Source organism: Streptomyces fuscigenes (assembly GCF_021556455.1).
In the GTDB taxonomy this organism is placed as follows: Bacteria; Actinomycetota; Actinomycetes; order Streptomycetales; family Streptomycetaceae; genus Streptomyces; species Streptomyces fuscigenes.
The window spans coordinates 1-16,509 of record NZ_JAKGCV010000086.1; the positions used below are offsets into that span (position 1 = coordinate 1).

18 protein-coding genes are annotated in these 16,509 nt (G+C 73.9%); 11 read left to right on the forward strand and 7 right to left on the reverse strand.

Translation table 11 applies throughout. The features are described from left to right. The coding region (locus L1885_RS10545) for a TetR/AcrR family transcriptional regulator (protein WP_235796783.1) at positions 1-604 on the forward strand (604 nt) is incomplete at its 5' end. Positions 605-718: 114 nt separating this feature from the next. Here L1885_RS10545 and L1885_RS10550 read toward each other — a convergent pair. Next, complete coding sequence (locus L1885_RS10550; RefSeq protein ID WP_235796784.1) at positions 719-1,669, reverse strand: hypothetical protein; 951 nt, start codon at positions 1,667-1,669, stop codon at positions 719-721. Positions 1,670-2,030: 361 nt separating this feature from the next. On the opposite strand from L1885_RS10550, the gene L1885_RS10555 reads away from it, so the two are divergent. The 4 genes from L1885_RS10555 to L1885_RS10575 all read left to right on the forward strand — a co-directional run bounded on the left by L1885_RS10555 (position 2,031) and on the right by L1885_RS10575 (position 4,999). Next, positions 2,031-2,600, forward strand: coding sequence for a dihydrofolate reductase family protein (locus L1885_RS10555; protein WP_235796785.1), 570 nt, complete (start codon positions 2,031-2,033; stop codon positions 2,598-2,600). A gap of 214 nt (positions 2,601-2,814) precedes the next feature. Next, positions 2,815-3,186 carry a hypothetical protein gene (locus tag L1885_RS10560; protein ID WP_235796786.1) on the forward strand — a complete coding sequence of 124 codons (372 nt, stop codon included), beginning with the start codon at positions 2,815-2,817 and terminating at the stop codon, positions 3,184-3,186. A 119-nt stretch (positions 3,187-3,305) separates the two neighbouring features. After that, positions 3,306-3,668 (forward strand): helix-turn-helix domain-containing protein, encoded by a 363-nt coding sequence (locus L1885_RS10565; protein WP_235796787.1) that lies wholly within the window; start codon positions 3,306-3,308, stop codon positions 3,666-3,668. 506 nt (positions 3,669-4,174) lie between these two features. Then, positions 4,175-4,999, forward strand: a complete 825-nt coding sequence (locus L1885_RS10575; RefSeq protein WP_235796788.1) for an alpha/beta fold hydrolase — start codon at positions 4,175-4,177, stop codon at positions 4,997-4,999. 130 nt (positions 5,000-5,129) lie between these two features. Here L1885_RS10575 and L1885_RS10580 read toward each other — a convergent pair whose 3' ends face one another. Beyond that, positions 5,130-6,092: an NYN domain-containing protein gene (locus tag L1885_RS10580; protein ID WP_372481910.1), complete on the reverse strand. Its 963-nt coding sequence runs from the start codon at positions 6,090-6,092 to the stop codon at positions 5,130-5,132. Between the two features lie 175 nt (positions 6,093-6,267). Here L1885_RS10580 and L1885_RS10585 point away from each other — a divergent pair, with 175 nt between their 5' ends. After that, positions 6,268-6,420: a DUF8834 family protein gene (locus L1885_RS10585; RefSeq protein WP_235796789.1), complete on the forward strand. Its 153-nt coding sequence runs from the start codon at positions 6,268-6,270 to the stop codon at positions 6,418-6,420. A gap of 120 nt (positions 6,421-6,540) precedes the next feature. Here L1885_RS10585 and L1885_RS10590 read toward each other — a convergent pair whose 3' ends face one another. From L1885_RS10590 to L1885_RS10605, 4 genes are all read right to left on the reverse strand, one after another. Continuing rightward, positions 6,541-7,146, reverse strand: a complete 606-nt coding sequence (locus L1885_RS10590) for a MarC family protein (protein WP_235796790.1) — start codon at positions 7,144-7,146, stop codon at positions 6,541-6,543. A gap of 229 nt (positions 7,147-7,375) precedes the next feature. Next, positions 7,376-8,242: a PHP domain-containing protein gene (locus L1885_RS10595; RefSeq protein WP_235796791.1), complete on the reverse strand. Its 867-nt coding sequence runs from the start codon at positions 8,240-8,242 to the stop codon at positions 7,376-7,378. A 305-nt stretch (positions 8,243-8,547) separates the two neighbouring features. Beyond that, positions 8,548-9,186 carry a DUF6758 family protein gene (locus L1885_RS10600; RefSeq protein WP_235796792.1) on the reverse strand — a complete coding sequence of 213 codons (639 nt, stop codon included), beginning with the start codon at positions 9,184-9,186 and terminating at the stop codon, positions 8,548-8,550. A 72-nt stretch (positions 9,187-9,258) separates the two neighbouring features. After that, positions 9,259-9,855, reverse strand: a complete 597-nt coding sequence (locus L1885_RS10605) for a suppressor of fused domain protein (protein WP_235796793.1) — start codon at positions 9,853-9,855, stop codon at positions 9,259-9,261. A gap of 489 nt (positions 9,856-10,344) precedes the next feature. On the opposite strand from L1885_RS10605, the gene L1885_RS10610 reads away from it, so the two are divergent. Then, positions 10,345-11,481 carry a magnesium and cobalt transport protein CorA gene (locus L1885_RS10610; protein ID WP_235796794.1) on the forward strand — a complete coding sequence of 379 codons (1,137 nt, stop codon included), beginning with the start codon at positions 10,345-10,347 and terminating at the stop codon, positions 11,479-11,481. Positions 11,482-11,538: 57 nt separating this feature from the next. Beyond that, complete coding sequence (locus tag L1885_RS10615; protein ID WP_235796795.1) at positions 11,539-12,072, forward strand: hypothetical protein; 534 nt, start codon at positions 11,539-11,541, stop codon at positions 12,070-12,072. Between the two features lie 66 nt (positions 12,073-12,138). Here L1885_RS10615 and L1885_RS10620 read toward each other — a convergent pair whose 3' ends face one another. Further along, positions 12,139-12,903: a hypothetical protein gene (locus tag L1885_RS10620; RefSeq protein WP_235796796.1), complete on the reverse strand. Its 765-nt coding sequence runs from the start codon at positions 12,901-12,903 to the stop codon at positions 12,139-12,141. 181 nt (positions 12,904-13,084) lie between these two features. Here L1885_RS10620 and L1885_RS10625 point away from each other — a divergent pair, with 181 nt between their 5' ends. The 3 genes from L1885_RS10625 to L1885_RS10635 all read left to right on the forward strand — a co-directional run bounded on the left by L1885_RS10625 (position 13,085) and on the right by L1885_RS10635 (position 16,445). Continuing rightward, positions 13,085-14,362, forward strand: coding sequence for a magnesium transporter MgtE N-terminal domain-containing protein (locus tag L1885_RS10625; protein ID WP_235796797.1), 1,278 nt, complete (start codon positions 13,085-13,087; stop codon positions 14,360-14,362). Positions 14,363-14,453: 91 nt separating this feature from the next. Further along, positions 14,454-15,032 (forward strand): DUF1003 domain-containing protein, encoded by a 579-nt coding sequence (locus L1885_RS10630; protein ID WP_235796800.1) that lies wholly within the window; start codon positions 14,454-14,456, stop codon positions 15,030-15,032. A 252-nt stretch (positions 15,033-15,284) separates the two neighbouring features. Then, on the forward strand, positions 15,285-16,445 hold the full coding sequence (locus L1885_RS10635) for an Mrp/NBP35 family ATP-binding protein (protein ID WP_235796798.1): 1,161 nt from the start codon (positions 15,285-15,287) through the stop codon (positions 16,443-16,445). Positions 16,446-16,509 lie beyond the last annotated feature (64 nt).

Sequence of the window (16,509 nt, forward strand, 5' to 3'; positions counted from 1 at the left end):
GGCCAGGGACCCGGGCACGGTGCGGCCGGGCGGCCGCACGGCCCGCGTGCGGGCCGCCGTGCTGCGGGCCGCGGGTGACGCGCTGGCGGAGCACGGCTTCGACCGCCTCGACCTGACGGACATCGCGCGCCGGGCGGAGGTCGGCAAGACGACCGTCTACCGGCGGTGGTCCACGACGGCCGGGCTGGTCGCCGACCTGCTCGACGACATGGTCGAGCAGTCGGTGCGCCGCAGCTACACCGGCTCGCTCGCCGGGGACCTGCGGGCCAACGTCCGGCTCGTCTCCTCGACGCTCAACGACCCCCGGCAGGGCCCGCTGCTGAGGGCCGTCATCGCGGCGGCCACCGGCGACCCGCGCACGGCGCAGGCGCTGCGCCGCTTCTACGACCGCCGTGTGGGCGAGTGGGCGGAGTGCGTGGAGGACGCCGAGCGGCGCGGCGAGGCGCCCGCGGGTACCGACGCGTACGAGGTCGTACGCGCGGTCGCCGCGCCGCTGTACTACCGGACCCTCGTCAGCGGCGGCCCGCTGGACGAGGACGTCGAGGAGCGTGCGGTGGCGGCGGTGCTGGCCGCGGTGAGCGCGGGCGTGTACGTGCGCCGATAGGGGACCGTCTGCCGTCTGCCGTCTGCCGTCTGCCGTCTGCGGTCTGCGGTCTGCGGTCTGCGGTCTGCGGCTCGTCGCGGGCGCGGGTGGTGGTGCCCGTACGGGCTCCGCGGGTCAGCGCCGCCGCGGCAGGGGGGCCAACTCGGAGGCGGTCGCCGGGCGCAGGGTCGCGAGCAGGTGCCGTGCCGCGCGCAGATCGAGGCCGCCCCCGCCGCCGTCGGCGACGACGTACACGAACCCGGCCCGGCGCAGCCTGAGTTCGTCGACCGCGCCAGGCGGCACCACGCCGTCCGGAACGACGGCGACCCCGCTCGCGTCGGGCTGCCCGTACCGGACCCGCTGACGGCCCCCGCCGTCGCCCGCGCAGACCGCGCGGCGGCCGTACGGGACGGGGCAGCCGTTGGCGGCCGTGCGCTCGTCCTCGTACGAGATCCGGCGCACGGTCAGCCGCAGCGCGCCGCCGCCCGCCCTCTCGGATCCGTACACCGCGGTGAACTGCTGGTCGGACGCGCCGATCCCGGTCCTGCGGTAGCCGGCCGGCGGCGCGCCGAGCATCAGCAGCCGGCGGTCGACGTGGTGGTCCGCCAGCCACTCGGCGGTGGTGGGCGGCCGTGCGGCGGCCCAGGCGGCCGTGGCGGCGGTGCCGACGAGGGCCAGGGCGGCGGCCAGGACGGTGAGCCGGGCGCGCACGCCGGGCAGGAAGGCCGCCGCGGTCAGCACGGAGCACGCGGCCGCCCCGGCGAACAGGCCGGGCAGGCCGGGCTCGGACCCCGGCGCCCGGCCGAGGACGAGGAGACCCAGGGCGCCGGCGGTGCCGCCCACGTGGACGGCCGCGGCCCAGCCCCACAGGCCGGCCCGGGTGTTCAGCAGCGGAAGATGGGCCCGGCCCGTCGTGCCGACGGCGGCGAGGACCGCGACACCGAGGCCCGCGGTGGCGCAGGAGACGGCCACGATCGCGCCGGCGCCCGAGAACAGCGCGACGAGGACGGCCATCCACTGGGCCGTCGAGAGCACGGCGCCCCCGAGCCCGACGGCGGCGAAGAATCCGGCGCGATGCCACGACATACCTCCTGAACACGCCCCCGTCGCGGGCGCGGTTCCCTCCCGCCCCCGGTCGCCTGTGGGGGCCGCTCGCGAACTGCCGTCGCGGGGACCCGCGGTGGGGGCCCGTGCGGACCCGGACCACCCGGGCCCGGGGCCCCGTACGCGCCGCGGGGTGCGCCGGGCCGGCACCGCGCTGCTCGCCACCGGCCCGTCGCCGTGCGGCCGGAGCGCCGGCTCTCCGCTCGTCCGCCGTGCGGCAGCGATGAGTCTCGCCGTGGCGGGCCGTCAACACCTCGCTGCCTGCGCGCGATCCCGGTACGCGATCTCGATGTACGTGATCTTGCTCCGTGCACCCGCGCCCGACCCTGCCGAGGAGACCACCGTGACCGCCAGCTACACCTTTGACATCTTTTCCACGCTCGACGGCTTCGGCCGCCCCGGCAGCCCCGACTGGGGCGGCTACTGGGGCAAGCAGGGCCCCGAACTGCTCGACCGACGCCTCTCCCTCTACGAGGCCGAGCAGCGGATGGTCTTCGGGGCCGAGACCTTCCGGATGTTCGCGAAGGCGAGGAAGGGGGCCTTCGGGGAGTCGGGGCGCGACCCGTGGGTCGCCCGGATGATGGAGCTGCCCGCGACGGTGGTGTCGATCACTCTCGCGGGGCCTCTCGACTGGCCGGACGCCACCCTCGTGAGCGGTGACGTCGTCGCGCGGCTCAAGGAGGAGTCCGAGGTGCCGCTGCGCTCGCACGGCAGCGTGTCGCTGAACAGGGCACTGATGGCCGCCGACCTGGTCGACCGCGTCCAGCTGACGGTCTTCCCCGTGATCACCGGCCGGACCGGGGCGCAGCCGGTCTTCCGAGGGGCGGCCGACTTCGACCTCGAACTGCTCGACAGCCGGACGCTCGACGGAGACATCCAGGAGCTCACCTACCGGCCCACCCTGCATGCGTGAGGGCGCCGGGGCGCCTACGCTCGGAGCGGGCTCCGGGCGGGTGAGGCGGTGCCGACGTGTCGCCCCGCGAATGTACCGGAGCGCGATGGTTGTCACCGGCAAAGCCGAATACGCTGGCAGGAAGATCGGGTCGAAGCAGCCTGGTTGACACCTGGGAGGCAGGCTCCTTGCCACAGACTCTGCGCCAGCGGCTCTTTTGCCACCAGGCCGCGGTGTGACACGCGACGACCTGACCGGCATGCTCGGCCGGCGGACGTCGGCATGTGGCCCTGCGCGCGACGCCTTGATCGCCGGGGGAACCTTCGTCGTCTGGGATGGCCTGGTCCCCGCCAACGAGCTCGCAGGCATCTACCGGCGCCGTCTCCGCTTCACCCAAAAGCGCGGACAGCCGACGCTGGCCCTCTCCGCCACCGTCGACCTCCTCTCCCAGGCGGCTGAAGAGCCCATCCGCATCGGGCGCATCGACACCCCGGAAGCGTCCTGGACATTCATGCTCTTCCTCAACGCCACCGCTACCGACCTACTGGCGTGCACCGGCGTCGCCAGAACCAAGTCCTCGGCAGAGCCAGGCTCCGACGCGAAGTGACTCCAAGGCCCCTTCGGTGACAAGCACCGTGCTCCGCCCCACGCGGGCCCGGCGCTCGCGCATGCTGTTGCAAGCGGCGGTGCTTGCAAAAGTTAGCGGGGTGTGTGCATGGTGGAGGCATGGCAGCACTGAACGTCGGCGGTCTCGGTGAGTACCTGCGCGAGCAGCGGCGCACCGCGCAGCTCTCGCTGCGGCAGCTCGCCGACGCCGCAGGGGTGTCGAACCCGTACCTGAGCCAGATCGAGCGCGGGCTGCGCAAGCCGAGCGCGGAGATCCTCCAGCAGCTCGCGAGGGCGCTGCGGATCTCGGCGGAGACGCTGTACGTGCAGGCCGGGATGTTGGACGAGCGGGAGCGCGACGAGGTGGAGACACGTGCCGCCATCCTCGCCGACCCGTCGATCAACGAACGGCAGAAGCAGGCCCTGCTGCAGATCTACGAATCGTTCCGCAAGGAGAACGGCGTCGGGGCCGAAGGGCCCTGATCCGGCCGCGCGCCCGCGGTCGCGCGGTCCGGCGCGTGCCGGACGGCGCACGCCGCCCGAAAGGGCTGCGGGCGGGTCCCGCGCCGCCGCGACCCCGCGGTGCTGCCGCACCAACCCCTCACTTCTTCCCGGAGGTTGACAGTCATGGCTCTCGCCGATGACCTGCGCAAGACCCTCACCGACCCGACCCCGCTCTACTTCGCCGCCGGGACCGCCGACCTCGTCGTGGAGCAGGTCAAGAAGGCGCCCGAGCGCTTCGAGGCCGTGCGCAGGAGCGACCCGCGCGCGATGCAGGAGCAGGCGGCCGGGCGGGCCCGCGAAGCCCAGGAGACCCTTCAGGCCAAGGTCACCGAGCTGATGGGGACGATCGACCGCGACCCGCGCAAGCTGGGCGAGACCGCCCAGGGCCTCGCGCTGCGCGGTGTCGGCGCGGCCCTCGAGTACGCCGTGAAGGCCCGCGAGACCTACGTGCGCGTCGCCGAGCGCGGCGAGCACAGCGTCCGCTCGTGGCGCGCCACCGCGGTCATGCCCGCGTCCTCGCCACCGAGCGCGGCGACTTCGCGGCGATCGAGGCGCTGCCCGCGGGCGATCCGCGCGCGACCGTCCTCATGCTGCCCGGCTTCACGGGCAGCAAGGAGGACTTCAACGACCTGCTGGACCCGCTCGCCACCGCCGGCTACCGGGTCCTGGCCGTGGACGGCCGGGGCCAGTACGAGTCCGCGCCGCCGGCCTCCCCCGAGGGCTACGCGCAGGCCGAACTCGCGGCCGACGTCCTGGCGCAGGCCGATGCCGCGGGGGCGCCGGTGCACCTGCTGGGGCACTCCTTCGGCGGGCACGTGGGCCGCGCGGCGGTGCTGCGGGACGCGCGGCCCTTCCGCACGTTCACGGTGATGTCGTCGGGGCCGGCCGAGATCTCGCAGCCGGAGCGCGAGCGGGCGAAGCTGCTGCTCGACGCGCTCGCCGTGATGAGCATGGAGCAGGTGTGGGAGGCCATGTCCGGCATGGGCCCGCTGGAGGAGACGCCGGTGGGCGGGGCGGACCTGCACCGGCGGTGGATGGCCACGGACCCGGGCCAGCTGGTCGCCGCGGCCGGGCTCCTGGTGGCGGAGCCGGACCGGGTGGACGAACTCGCCGCGGTGGACCCTCCCCTGCCGGTGCACGTGGTGTCCGGCGACGAGGACGGCGTCTGGCCGCCCTCGCTGCTCGACGTCATGGCCCGGCGGCTGGGCGCGCGGCGCACGGTCGTGGCGGACGCGGGGCACTCGCCGAACACCGAACGGCCGGCCGAGACCGCCGCGGCGCTCGTCTCCTTCTGGCGGCAGCACCCCTAGGAAGGTGAGCGGGTCCTGCCGGCGGCGGAGCCCTCGGGCGGGACCCGGGCGCCGGCGCGGCAGTGACGAGCCGGCGCCCGGGCCCGCGACGGGCGCGCTCCGTCAGTACCGCGACTTCAGTACCGCTCCGTCAGTACTGCGACTTCAGGTGGGCCCAGAAGCCGTCGCGCAGCGACCTGCGCAGGACGGCGTGGCCGCGCAGCGAGCGCTGGAGCAGCTTCTCGGCCTCGATCAGGAGGTCCTGGTCGACGTTGCCCGGGAGGTAGGGGTGGCCGGGCAGTAGCTCCGCCATGGCGGCCCTGCCCCGGTCGACGAGCCAGGTGGCGGCGATCTGGGCGCCGATGAAGCGCACCTCGTCCCGGCTCGGCGGGGGCTCCGTCTCGTGCTCCCAGGTGGTGACGGGCCGGCGGGTGACGAAGGGCTTGCAGAAGTCGAGGTCGAAGGTGCGCTGGCTGTCGACCTCCCACAGCAGCGGCTCCGCCTGGTTGCGGCCCTCGGCCGCCTCGATGCCCCACAGGTGGACGCGGGCGCCGTAGCCCTGGGCGGCCTCCACGGCGGAGACCAGGTCCTCGTCGCCGCCGACGAGCGCGGCGTCGCTGATCGCGCGGTGCCGGGCGAGCGACTCGAGGTCCGAGCGGATCAGCGAATCGACGCCCTTCTGCTGGTTGTTGGCGTTCAGGTTGCCGAGGCGCACCTTGACGTCGGGGAGTTCGGCGATGGCCTGCTGCTCGGGCGTGTGGATGCGGCGCCGGGCGCCGTCGTACCAGTACACGCGCAGCAGCCTGCTGTCGGCGAAGATGACCCGCGCCTTGTCGATGAACGCCTCGATGAGGCCCTCGGCGTCGAGGTCGAACGAGCGGCGGTCCTCGGTGCCCGCGACCAGCAACCCCGCCGAAGCATAGACGTAACCGGCGTCCACGAAGATGGCATGGGTGGAGGGTGTCTTCGCCACCTCGGCGAGCATGCGGGTCAGCAGCTCGTTGGTGTGCGTGAGCCGTCCCAGCAGGTCGTCGCCGAAGGCGCCGCCAGGCCCTGCGTCCTCGCGGTGGGGGGCGGGAGCGGTGCCCGCCAGTGGCTCGTCTGCCTCGCTCATAGCCGGTTCATACTCCGTGGGCCGTGCCGTACCGACCAGTAGTTAGGTGGCCGAAAGATTTCTTTAGCGTAGGGAATGTTTTCACCGCGCAAGCCGTTGACGCCTGCGTATCGATCGACACTTTCGCTGTCATCAACAGTTCTCCAGCAGGAGGATCAGACGAAGGGAGAAGCCTGTGCGCTTCGAGATCACGCGCCTCGACGACGTCAACGGCAGCGCCGTGGACAGCACCGTCGTGGACGCAGCCTCCGTCAACCGGATCGTGCAGCAGGCCGCGGCAATGGGCCAGCGCATCTACATCCGGCCGGCCGAGGTGCCGGCCTCATAACTCTCTTGTTCCACCCTTCACCGCATCGCATCATACGGTTTTGACGACGACTCGACCGCGCCCCCCGGTTCACCGGGGGGCGCGGTCGCGCGTTCGGCGCCGTCGGTGCGCCCGGCCGGGTCAGGCCGCCTTCACCACCTGGGTGACGCCGTTGATGATCTGCTGGACGGCGATGGCCGAGAGCATCATGCCCGCGAGGCGGGTCACCAGCACGACGCCGCCGTCCTTGATCACGCGGATGATCAGCAGCGAGTTGCGCAGGACGAGCCAGAGCACGACGTGCATCGCGGCGATGGCCGCCCACACCGAGATCTGCGTGGAGACGGTGTGCGCGTGCTGCACGGCGAGGATCACCGAGACGATGGCGCCGGGCCCCGCGAGCAGGGGCATGCCGAGCGGGACGAGGGCGGCGTTGACGTCCTTGGTCTGCTTGGGCTCCTCCGTCTTGCCGGTGAGCAGGTCGAGCGCGATCAGCAGGAGCAGCAGCCCGCCGGAGATCATCAGGGCGGGCACCGTGATGTGCAGGTAGTCGAGGATCTGGCGGCCGAGGACGCCGAAGACCGCGATGACGCAGAACGCGACGAGCACGGCCTGCCAGGCCATCGCGCGCTGGACCTTGGCGGCGCGGCCCGAGGTGAGCGCGAGGAAGATCGGCGTGATCCCGGGCGGGTCCATGATCACGAAGAGGGTCAGGAAGAGCGAGCCGAACACGGCGAAGTCGAACACGGCGGGGCCTTGCGTTTGCGGGGGATCGGGGGACGGGGGCGCACGCGTGTGCACACGCGGACGCGGGTGGCCCGCGGCCGGCCGCCAGTACGCGGCAGCGGTGACCGGGGCGGCGGAAGGGAGCGGGCGGGATGTGGGAAAGGGGCGCGGAGGGCCCGGAGCCGGGCCGCCTCGGCGGCACCGGCGGTGCGGGGCTGCCGAGTCCCGCGGAGCGGGACGGGCCCGGGCGTCAGGCGGTGACGGGACCGCCCGTGCCGGGGACCGGGAAGGCGCCCGTCGCGCGGCGCACGATCTCCGCGTAGACCTCGGGGTCCGTGGTCTCGGCGCCGAGCGGGATGTCCTTGCGGCTGCCGTGGTAGTCGCTCGACCCGGTGACCAGCAGGCCCAGGTCGGCGGCCAGCGAGCGCAGGCGCTCGCGGGTCGCGGCGTCGTGGTCGGCGTGGTCCACCTCGAGGCCGTCGAGGCCCGCGGCGGCGAGCCGCGCGACGACGTCCTCGGGAACCGTCCTGCCGCGTTTGGCGGCGGCCGGGTGCGCGAAGACGGTGACGCCTCCGGCGGCCTTCACGAGGCGCACGGCCTCGAACGGGTCGGTCTCGTGCTTCTCGGCGTGGGCGCGGCCGCCGTCGGCCAGCCAGTCCTCGGTGAAGGCGTCCGACACGGTCGGCACCACGCCGAGTTCGACGAGAGCGGTGGCGATGTGCGGGCGGCCCACGGAGGCGTCGCCCGCGATCCGCGCGACCTGCTGCCAGGTGATGGGCACGCCGAGGTGCTGGAGCTTGCCGATCATGGCCTGGGCACGGGGGACGCGGTCGTCGCGCACCAGCTCGCGCTCGCTCAGCAGGGCGGGTTCGGCCGGGTCGAAGAGGTAGGCCAGCATGTGCATGCTCACGCCGTCGATCCGGCAGGACAGCTCGGCACCGGTGACGAGGGTGAGCCCGGCGGGCAGCGCGGCGAGCGCCGCGGCGTGGCCGCGCGTGCTGTCGTGGTCGGTGAGGGCGACGACGTCGAGGCCGGCGGCGGCCGCGTTCGCGACCAGTTCGCCGGGGGTGTCGGTCCCGTCTGACGCCGAGGAGTGGGTGTGCAGGTCGATGCGCACGGATCTCTCTCCTGGGCTCGCTGGTCGGGACGGCGACAACCCGTCCAGCCTAACGGTCCCGCGCGGATGCCCCGCCCACGCCCGGGGAAACGTTCCCTCACATCGCGCCCGCGCCCCGGCAGCGGCTGCTCCCGCGCGGCCCGCCCCTCCTCCGCGGCCCGACGCGCGGGCACGGGTCCGGCGGACACTCCCGGGCGGCACCGCCACCTCGCCGCCGCGCGGGCCACGAACCTCCCGTGGGCCGCGGCCGCCACGCGTCCCACGGGCGTCACACGGGCCGCGGCCGGCACGCGGGCCACGGGCCCCTACGACAGCAGCCGGGGCGAGAGCGCGCCGCAGGGCAGCAGGTCGACCTCGGCGCCGGCGTCGCGCAGGTCGGTGAGGACCAGTTCGTCGTACATGAGCAGGCCCGACTTCTCGGGCCAGACCACGGCCCACAGCCACAGCCCGAGCGCCTCGCCCGCGAAGACCGCGCGGTCGTCGGGCGCGCCCGAGACCTGCCACAGCGGCGTGGGGCGCCCGGCGGCGAGGAGCTTGGCCTGCGGGGGCTCGTCCACGCGCAGGTGGGGCCCGGGGTCGGGGCCCGCGACGCCCGCGTACCGGGCGCCGAGCCCCACGCCGAGCTCCTCGGCGATCAGCAGCAGCTCGCCCAGGCCGCCGAGCGGGCCGGGGCCGCTGCAGGCGACGGCGGTGGCGCGGCCGCCGCTGCGGTCGTCGCCCGCGTAGGAGACGCCGGTGAAGAGCCAGCCGACGGGGAGGGGCCAGGGCATCCAGACGGGGACGCGCGCCCTGTTCACGACGACGCCCAGCGCCTCGACGCTGGGCGGGACGACAGGCTGCAGCGGGTGCACGGCGCCGTGCGCGTCGCACTGCCACGAGTCGGCGAACAGGCCCGGCGCTCTCACGCGTCCACCGCACTTCGGGCAGCTCGGTTCGCCCCTCATATCCGCCAACGGTCCTCTCCGGCCGACCTCCCGTCAAGGCGATCACATGACTCCGGCAGGACCGCCGCGGTCTCAGTCAAGTGGTACGGCCCCGCGCAGTGGGTCACGCAGGTCGGTCCCGTGCGACAGCCAGCGCTCCTGAAGCTCCTGTGCGCCCCTCGCACGCTTCCACGCCGCCTCGTTGGCGGTCATGGGCAGCAGGGGAAGGAAGCGCACGGGATCCATCGGCGCCGGCAGCTCCAGGTCCTCGACGAGCCCGCCGCCCTCGGCGACCAGCACCGACGTGAAGGGTGCGTCCGGCCACAGCGGAGCACCCACGTCGAGCGACGCGCCGGGAGCCACCACGACGCCCTCCACCTGCGGGGACGCCGCCAGCACGGCGAGCGGCCTGAGCACCTCGTCGGTGCGGGCGAGCCCCGCGCGCACCGACAGCAGGAGCTCGGCACGCGGTCCCGCGACCATCCCGGCCGCCCCGATCGTCGACGTGCTCTCGCTCATCGGGGCCGCGGACATGCCGAGGGTCGCGTACCGCACCACGCCGCTCCCCGGGTCGGGGAAGCGCAGCACCTCGATGCGGTCGGTGCCGAGGAAGGTGACGGCCGCGCGGGCGTCCGGTTCACCGAGCGCCTCGCGCAACCGGGTCTCTACGAGCGGAAGAATTTCTGCCACCGGCCGAGCATAGATCGCGTCAGGACCGGGCATGACGCAAGATTGGGCCGGTGCCAGCTGTTACGCTGGGCAGCCGGTCGGGGCAGCAGGCAGAAGCCTTGCTCTCCAGCCCCGACGCGCACGTACGCCGTCCCTTACGGGGGACCGACCGGAGGAGGTGGGGCTGCGGTGGATCGAAGTCACCCGGCCAGTACCAACCGCTCTCCGTACGGCCTCACAGCGTTGTGAGCTGAGCCTCGCCCCTTTGACCGGAGACGCCGCCCGCGGGCGGCACGGACCACCGCTCCGGTCAATCGCTCCCTGGCTATCCGTCCGGCGGATGAGCACACGTCATCCCAGCTTGTGTTTTCACCTGTCGGTAGCGCATTCCGCCATCGCGATTCCCCGGTGCCGCCCGCTTTGCGGACGTAAAAGTCCCGTAAAAGCCACGCCCCCATTCCGGGCTGTGCCACGCCTCGCATGACGGTCTCTGTCGTGAAGGAGCCTGCCTTGTCGATGATCCGTGACCTGCGCGCAGCTGTCCGCCCGTCGTTCCGGAAGAACGCGGGGACCTACCGTCCGTACGACACGACGTACGACCCCACCCGCCACGCCTCCACGTCGAGCGCCGTCGTGGACTGCGGCGTCTACCGCGACGGCCGCAGGGTGCCCACCGAGCGCTGCCGTACCCCGCACGAGGCGATGCTGCGCGTCCGCGAGGAGGGCGGGTTCGCCTGGATCGGGCTGCACGAGCCCACCGAGGAGGAGTTCGCCGGGATCGCGGCGGAGTTCGGGCTGCACCCGCTGGCCGTGGAGGACGCCGTGCACGCGCACCAGCGGCCGAAGCTGGAGCCGTACGACGACACCCTCTTCACCGTGTTCAAGACCATCCACTACGTCGACCACGACGAGCTCACCGCGACCAGCGAGGTCGTGGAGACCGGCGAGGTCATGTGCTTCACCGGGCGGGACTTCGTCATCACCGTCCGGCACGGCGCCAAGGGCTCCCTGCGCAACCTCCGCCACCGGCTGGAGGACGACCCCGAGCAGCTCGCTCACGGGCCGTCGGCCGTGCTGCACGCGATCGCCGACCACGTCGTGGACGGCTACATGGCCGTCGCGGACTCGGTGCAGGACGACATCGACGAGGTCGAGATCGACGTCTTCTCGCAGCCGGCGAAGGGCGAGAAGGCGGGCCAGCGCAGCCCGGACGCCCAGCGGATCTACCAGCTCAAGCGCGAGGTGCTGGAGTTCAAGCGCGCCGTGTCGCCGCTGCTGCGCCCGATGCAGATGCTCAGCGAGCGCCCGATGCGGCTGGTCGAGCCCGCCATCCAGAAGTACTTCCGCGACGTGGCCGACCACCTCGTGCGGGTGCAGGAGCAGGTCGTCGGCTTCGACGAACTGCTCAACTCGATCCTCCAGGCCAACCTGGCGCAGGCGACGGTCGCGCAGAACGAGGACATGCGCAAGATCACGTCCTGGGCGGCGATCATCGCCGTGCCGACGGCGGTGTGCGGCATCTACGGCATGAACTTCGACCACATGCCGGAGCTCCACTGGAAGTACGGCTATCCGCTGGTGCTCGGCGCGATCGTCGCGATCTGCCTGGTCATCCACCGCACGCTGAAGAAGAACGGCTGGCTGTGAGCGCGCGGGCCGGACGGGCCGCCCCGGCGGGCGTCCGGCCGCCGTAGGCTGCGGCCCATGACGCTCTCTCCCGCGGCGCGCTCCCTGGTGGAGGAGGCCACGAAGAAGTCCGGCCTGATCTGGGTGCGGGGCGGTGACCGTGCCCGGCCCCTGTGGCACGTGTGGCGCGAGGGCGCCGCGTACGTGGTCGGCGGCCCGGGCGAGCAGCCCCTGCCGCCGGGGCTCGACGACGGCGCGACGGCCGAGGTGAGCGTGCCCAGCAAGGACAAGCGCGGCCGGCTCGTCATGTGGACGGCCGACGTCACGGAACTCGCGCCGGGCGGCGAGGACTGGCAGGCGGCCGTCGCCGAGTTGAAGGGCAAGCGCCTCAACGCCCCGGACGGCGAGGCCATGACGGAGCGCTGGCGCCGCGAGTGCCGGGTCCTGCGCCTGGCCGTGCGCGACGCGACGACCGATCTGCCCGCGTCCTCGCTCGCCGCGCGCCCGGCTCCGTCCCCCGCGATCACCAGGGGGCCGCTGCCCTCGTTCCTCGCCTCCGGCCGGCGCCGGGGGCGGCGCGGGAGCGCGGCGCGCGACGGGCACCGGGACTGAGCCGTCCGGGACCGCGCCTTCGGCGGCGGCGCGGGGGCCCGCCGCGCCCGGCGCTCCCCCGAGCCCTCACGTGTGCGGGATCTCGCTCCCGTAGTCGACCATCTGGTCCCGCGCCGGCGCCTTCAGGGCGAAGTCCTTGCCCCAGTCGTCCAGCAGCAGCGTGCCCGCGCCGCCCGCGCGCGTCAGCCGTACCGGGTACGGGGTGCCCTCCAGTGAGACGTCGAGCGTGCCGCCCTTGGCGTCGTCACCGCCCTTGACCTCGATGGTGCGCGTCCCGTGGACGGTCGGCCTGTCGCCCTTCGCGGGCTTTCCGCCGAGGGCCAGCAGGCCGTCGAGCAGGGCGCCCATGTCGGTGAAGCCGCGCAGCTGCTTGTACGACGGGTCGCCGGCGGGGACCTTCACGTACTTGTCGCCCAGCGTGCCGGCGACGTCGCCGCCCGGCGCCCCGGAGCCGCCCGGCGAGGCGGAGGCGCCGCCCGCGGCCTGGCTCCAGAAGCCCGGCGAGCCCTTGAGGAAGAGCGCGTCGCCGACGCGCAGCAGCGTGAAGGCCGCCGTGTGCGCGGTGACCGAGCCCGCGCCGCCGCTCTTCTTGAGCCGCATGTCCAGCTTGTAGGTCTGTCCGCTGGTGACGAGTTCGCCGGTGACGCGGACCGCCGTCGCGCCGTCCACCGCGGCACGCGCCTTCTGCTCGATCGCGTCGGCCGGGAGCCTGCCCACCCCGTTGGTGCCCTCGTCGGGGTCCGCGCAGCCCGAAAGCGCCGCGACCAGCCCGGCGCACAGCGCGACGGCGGCCCGCGCGCGGCGGGAGGGGCGGCGGGGAAGTCGGGTCACGGACACGCAGGACCTCTCGTACGGGGCGGGATCGGGCGGGCCTGGGCCCGGCGCCGAGCGGGGCCCGGACGGGCGCCTCGCCGCGGCAGACCGCAGCGTACCCGCGTCCGCCGGAGCACGCGGGGCGCCCACGGGCTAGCCTGATCACGACCGGAGCGACGTGATCGAGGAGGCGCACGAGATGGCTGGAGGCGCCCCGCTGATCTTTGTGTCCCACCTGTCCGGCGTGCCCGTGTTCGACCCGCAGGGCGATCCGGTGGGTCGCCTGCGCGACCTGGTGGCCGCGCTGCGCGTCGGCAACCGGCCGCCGCGTCTCGTGGGGCTCGTCGTGGAGGTCGCCTCCAGGCGCCGGATCTTCCTGCCGATGACGCGGGTCACCGACATCTCCTCGGGCCAGATCATCACGACCGGCGTGCTCAACGTCCGCCGGTTCGAGCAGCGGCCCACGGAACGGCTCGTCTTCGGCGAGATGCTGGACCGGCGGGTGCGGACGGTGGAGGACGGCTCCGAGGTGACGGTCCTCGACGTGGCGGTGCAGCAACTGCCCGCCCGCCGCGACTGGGAGCTCGCGAAGGTGTTCGTGCGGGGCGGCAAGCGCGGGGGCGCGCTGCGCCGGCGCAAGGACGCGTTCACGGCCGACTGGCAGGACGTCACCGGCTTCTCGCTGGAGGAGGAGGGGCAGGGCGCCGAGAACCTCGTCGCGACGTTCGAGGCGCTGCGCCCCGTCGAACTCGCCAACGTCCTCCACAACCTGACGGCGAAGCGCCGCGCGGAGGTCGCCGCGGCCCTCGACGACGACCGGCTCGCCGACGTGCTGGAGGAGCTGCCGGACGACGACCAGGTGGAGATCATCGGCAAGCTGGAGGACGAGCGGGCCGCGGACGTGCTGGAGGCCATGGACCCGGACGACGCCGCCGACCTGCTCTCCGAGCTGCCCGAGGTCGACAAGGAGCGCCTGCTGGAGCTGATGCAGCCGCACGACGCGGCGGACGTGCGCCGGCTGCTGTCGTACGAGGAGCGCACCGCGGGCGGGCTGATGACGACGGAGCCGATCGTGCTGCGGCCGGACGCGACGGTCGCGGACGCGCTCGCGCGGGTGCGGGTGCGGGACCTGTCGCCGGCCCTGGCGGCACAGGTGTACGTGTGCCGCCCGCCGGAGGACACGCCCACCGGCAAGTACCTGGGCACGATCCACTTCCAGCGGCTGCTGCGCGAGCCGCCCTTCACCCTGGTCGGCGCGGTCGTCGACAGCGACCTGCCGCCGCTGTCCCCCAACACCCCGCTGCCCGCGGTGACCAGCCACCTGGCGGCCTACAACATGGTCTCGGCGGCCGTCGTCGACGCGAGCGGGTCGCTGCTCGGCGCGGTGACCGTGGACGACGTCCTGGACCACCTGCTGCCCGACGACTGGCGCGAGACGGGTTTCCACGGCGCCGAGGGGGCCGCGCGTGACGAATGAGCAGCGTCCCCAGGCACCGGGCCCCGGCCCGCACGGCTCGACGGCCCTGCGGCGCGAGGGAACCCGCCGCGAGCACTCCCGCAAGAGCCGGCTGCGGCGGGCGGAGCACCGCGAGTCCGGCCGTCCCCGGGTGCGGCTGGACCAGCCGCGCGAGCAGCGGCGCAGGCTGGTGCCCGAGTGGGACCCGGAGGCGTTCGGGCGGCTCTCCGAGCGGGTGGCGCGGTTCCTCGGCACGGGCCGGTTCATCGTCTGGATGACGCTGATCATCATCCTGTGGGTGGTGTGGAACATCGTGGCGCCCAAGGCGGCGAGGTTCGACGAGTACCCGTTCATCTTCCTGACGCTGACGCTCTCCCTCCAGGCCTCGTACGCGGCCCCGCTGATCCTGCTCGCGCAGAACCGCCAGGACGACCGCGACCGGGTGACGCAGGAGCAGGAGCGCAAGCAGAACGAGCGGTCGATCGCGGACACGGAGTACCTGACGCGGGAGATCGCGGCGCTGCGCATCGGCCTCGGCGAGGTCGCCACGCGCGACTGGATCAGGTCGGAGCTGGAGGACCTGGTGCGGGAGCTGGACGAGCGCCGCGACGGCCACCGACCTTCCGAGGGCGGCGAGGCGGGCCCCGGCGGGGAGCCGCGTGGGGCGGCCGGACCCCGCGGGGAGGCCTGAGGGCCCCGCCGGCGCCGCACGGGCCCACGCCCCGCGGCTCAGCAGGCCGGGCCGTACGCGTCCGCCGGTGAGCGCCGCACGGCGTGCCGGCGGGCAGCAGACGGGCGGCACCCTCGCCCCGGCGGGCCCGGACGGCCCCCGCCAGGGCGCCGGACGGACATCGGCCGGCCTGCCCGGCCCGTGCCGGTGACACCCGTCTCTCCGGGGCTCCGTGCTTTCCGGGAGCGCTTCGTGGCGCCGTACCATCTCGGTATGGCTACCGACACGTACGGAACCACCGTCCCCGCGGAAGACGCGGTGCGCGACGCGCTCTCGACGGTGAACGACCCCGAGATCCACCGGCCGATCACGGAACTCGGCATGGTGAAATCGGTGGAGATCGCGGCCGACGGTGCGGTGGCCGTGACCGTGTACCTGACCGTCTCCGGCTGCCCGATGCGCGACACCATCACCAGCAACGTGACCGAGGCGGTCTCGGCGGTCTCCGGCGTGACGTCGGTGTCCGTCGCCCTCGACGTCATGAGCGACGAGCAGCGCCGCGAGCTGGCGGCGTCCCTGCGCGGCGGCCAGGCCGAGCGCGAGGTGCCGTTCGCCAAGCCCGGGTCGCTGACCCGGGTGTACGCGGTCGCCTCCGGCAAGGGCGGCGTGGGCAAGTCGTCGGTGACGGTGAACCTGGCGGCCGCGATGGCCGCCGACGGCCTGAAGGTCGGCGTGGTCGACGCCGACATCTACGGCCACAGCGTGCCCCGCATGCTCGGCGCGGACGGCCGCCCCACCCAGGTCGAGAACATGATCATGCCGCCGTCGGCGAACGGCGTGAAGGTCATCTCCATCGGGATGTTCACCCCGGGCAACGCGCCGGTGGTCTGGCGCGGGCCCATGCTGCACCGGGCGCTGCAGCAGTTCCTCGCGGACGTGTACTGGGGCGACCTGGACGTCCTCCTGCTCGACCTGCCGCCCGGCACGGGCGACATCGCGATCTCGGTGGCGCAGCTCGTGCCGAACGCGGAGATCCTCGTCGTGACGACTCCTCAGCAGGCGGCGGCCGAGGTCGCCGAGCGCGCGGGCTCGATCGCCGTGCAGACGCACCAGAAGATCGTCGGCGTCGTCGAGAACATGTCCGGCATGCCCTGCCCGCACTGCGGCGAGATGCTCGACGTGTTCGGCACCGGCGGCGGCAAGCTCGTCGCGGAGGGCCTGACCCGCACCACGGGCGCCGAGGTGCCGGTGCTGGGCGCCATCCCGATCGACGTGCGGCTGCGTGAGGGCGGCGACGAGGGCCGCCCGGTGGTCCTGTCCGACCCGGACTCCGCGGCGGCCGTGGCGCTGCGCGGCATCGCCGAGCGGCTGGGCGAGCGCAAGCGCGGCCTGTCGGGCCTGTCGCTGGGCATCACCCCCCGCAACAAGTTCTGAGCCGCGCGCCGGGGCGTCGCGCGGGCACTCGCGGGCCGTGCCCCGGCCCCGCGGCCGCCCGCGG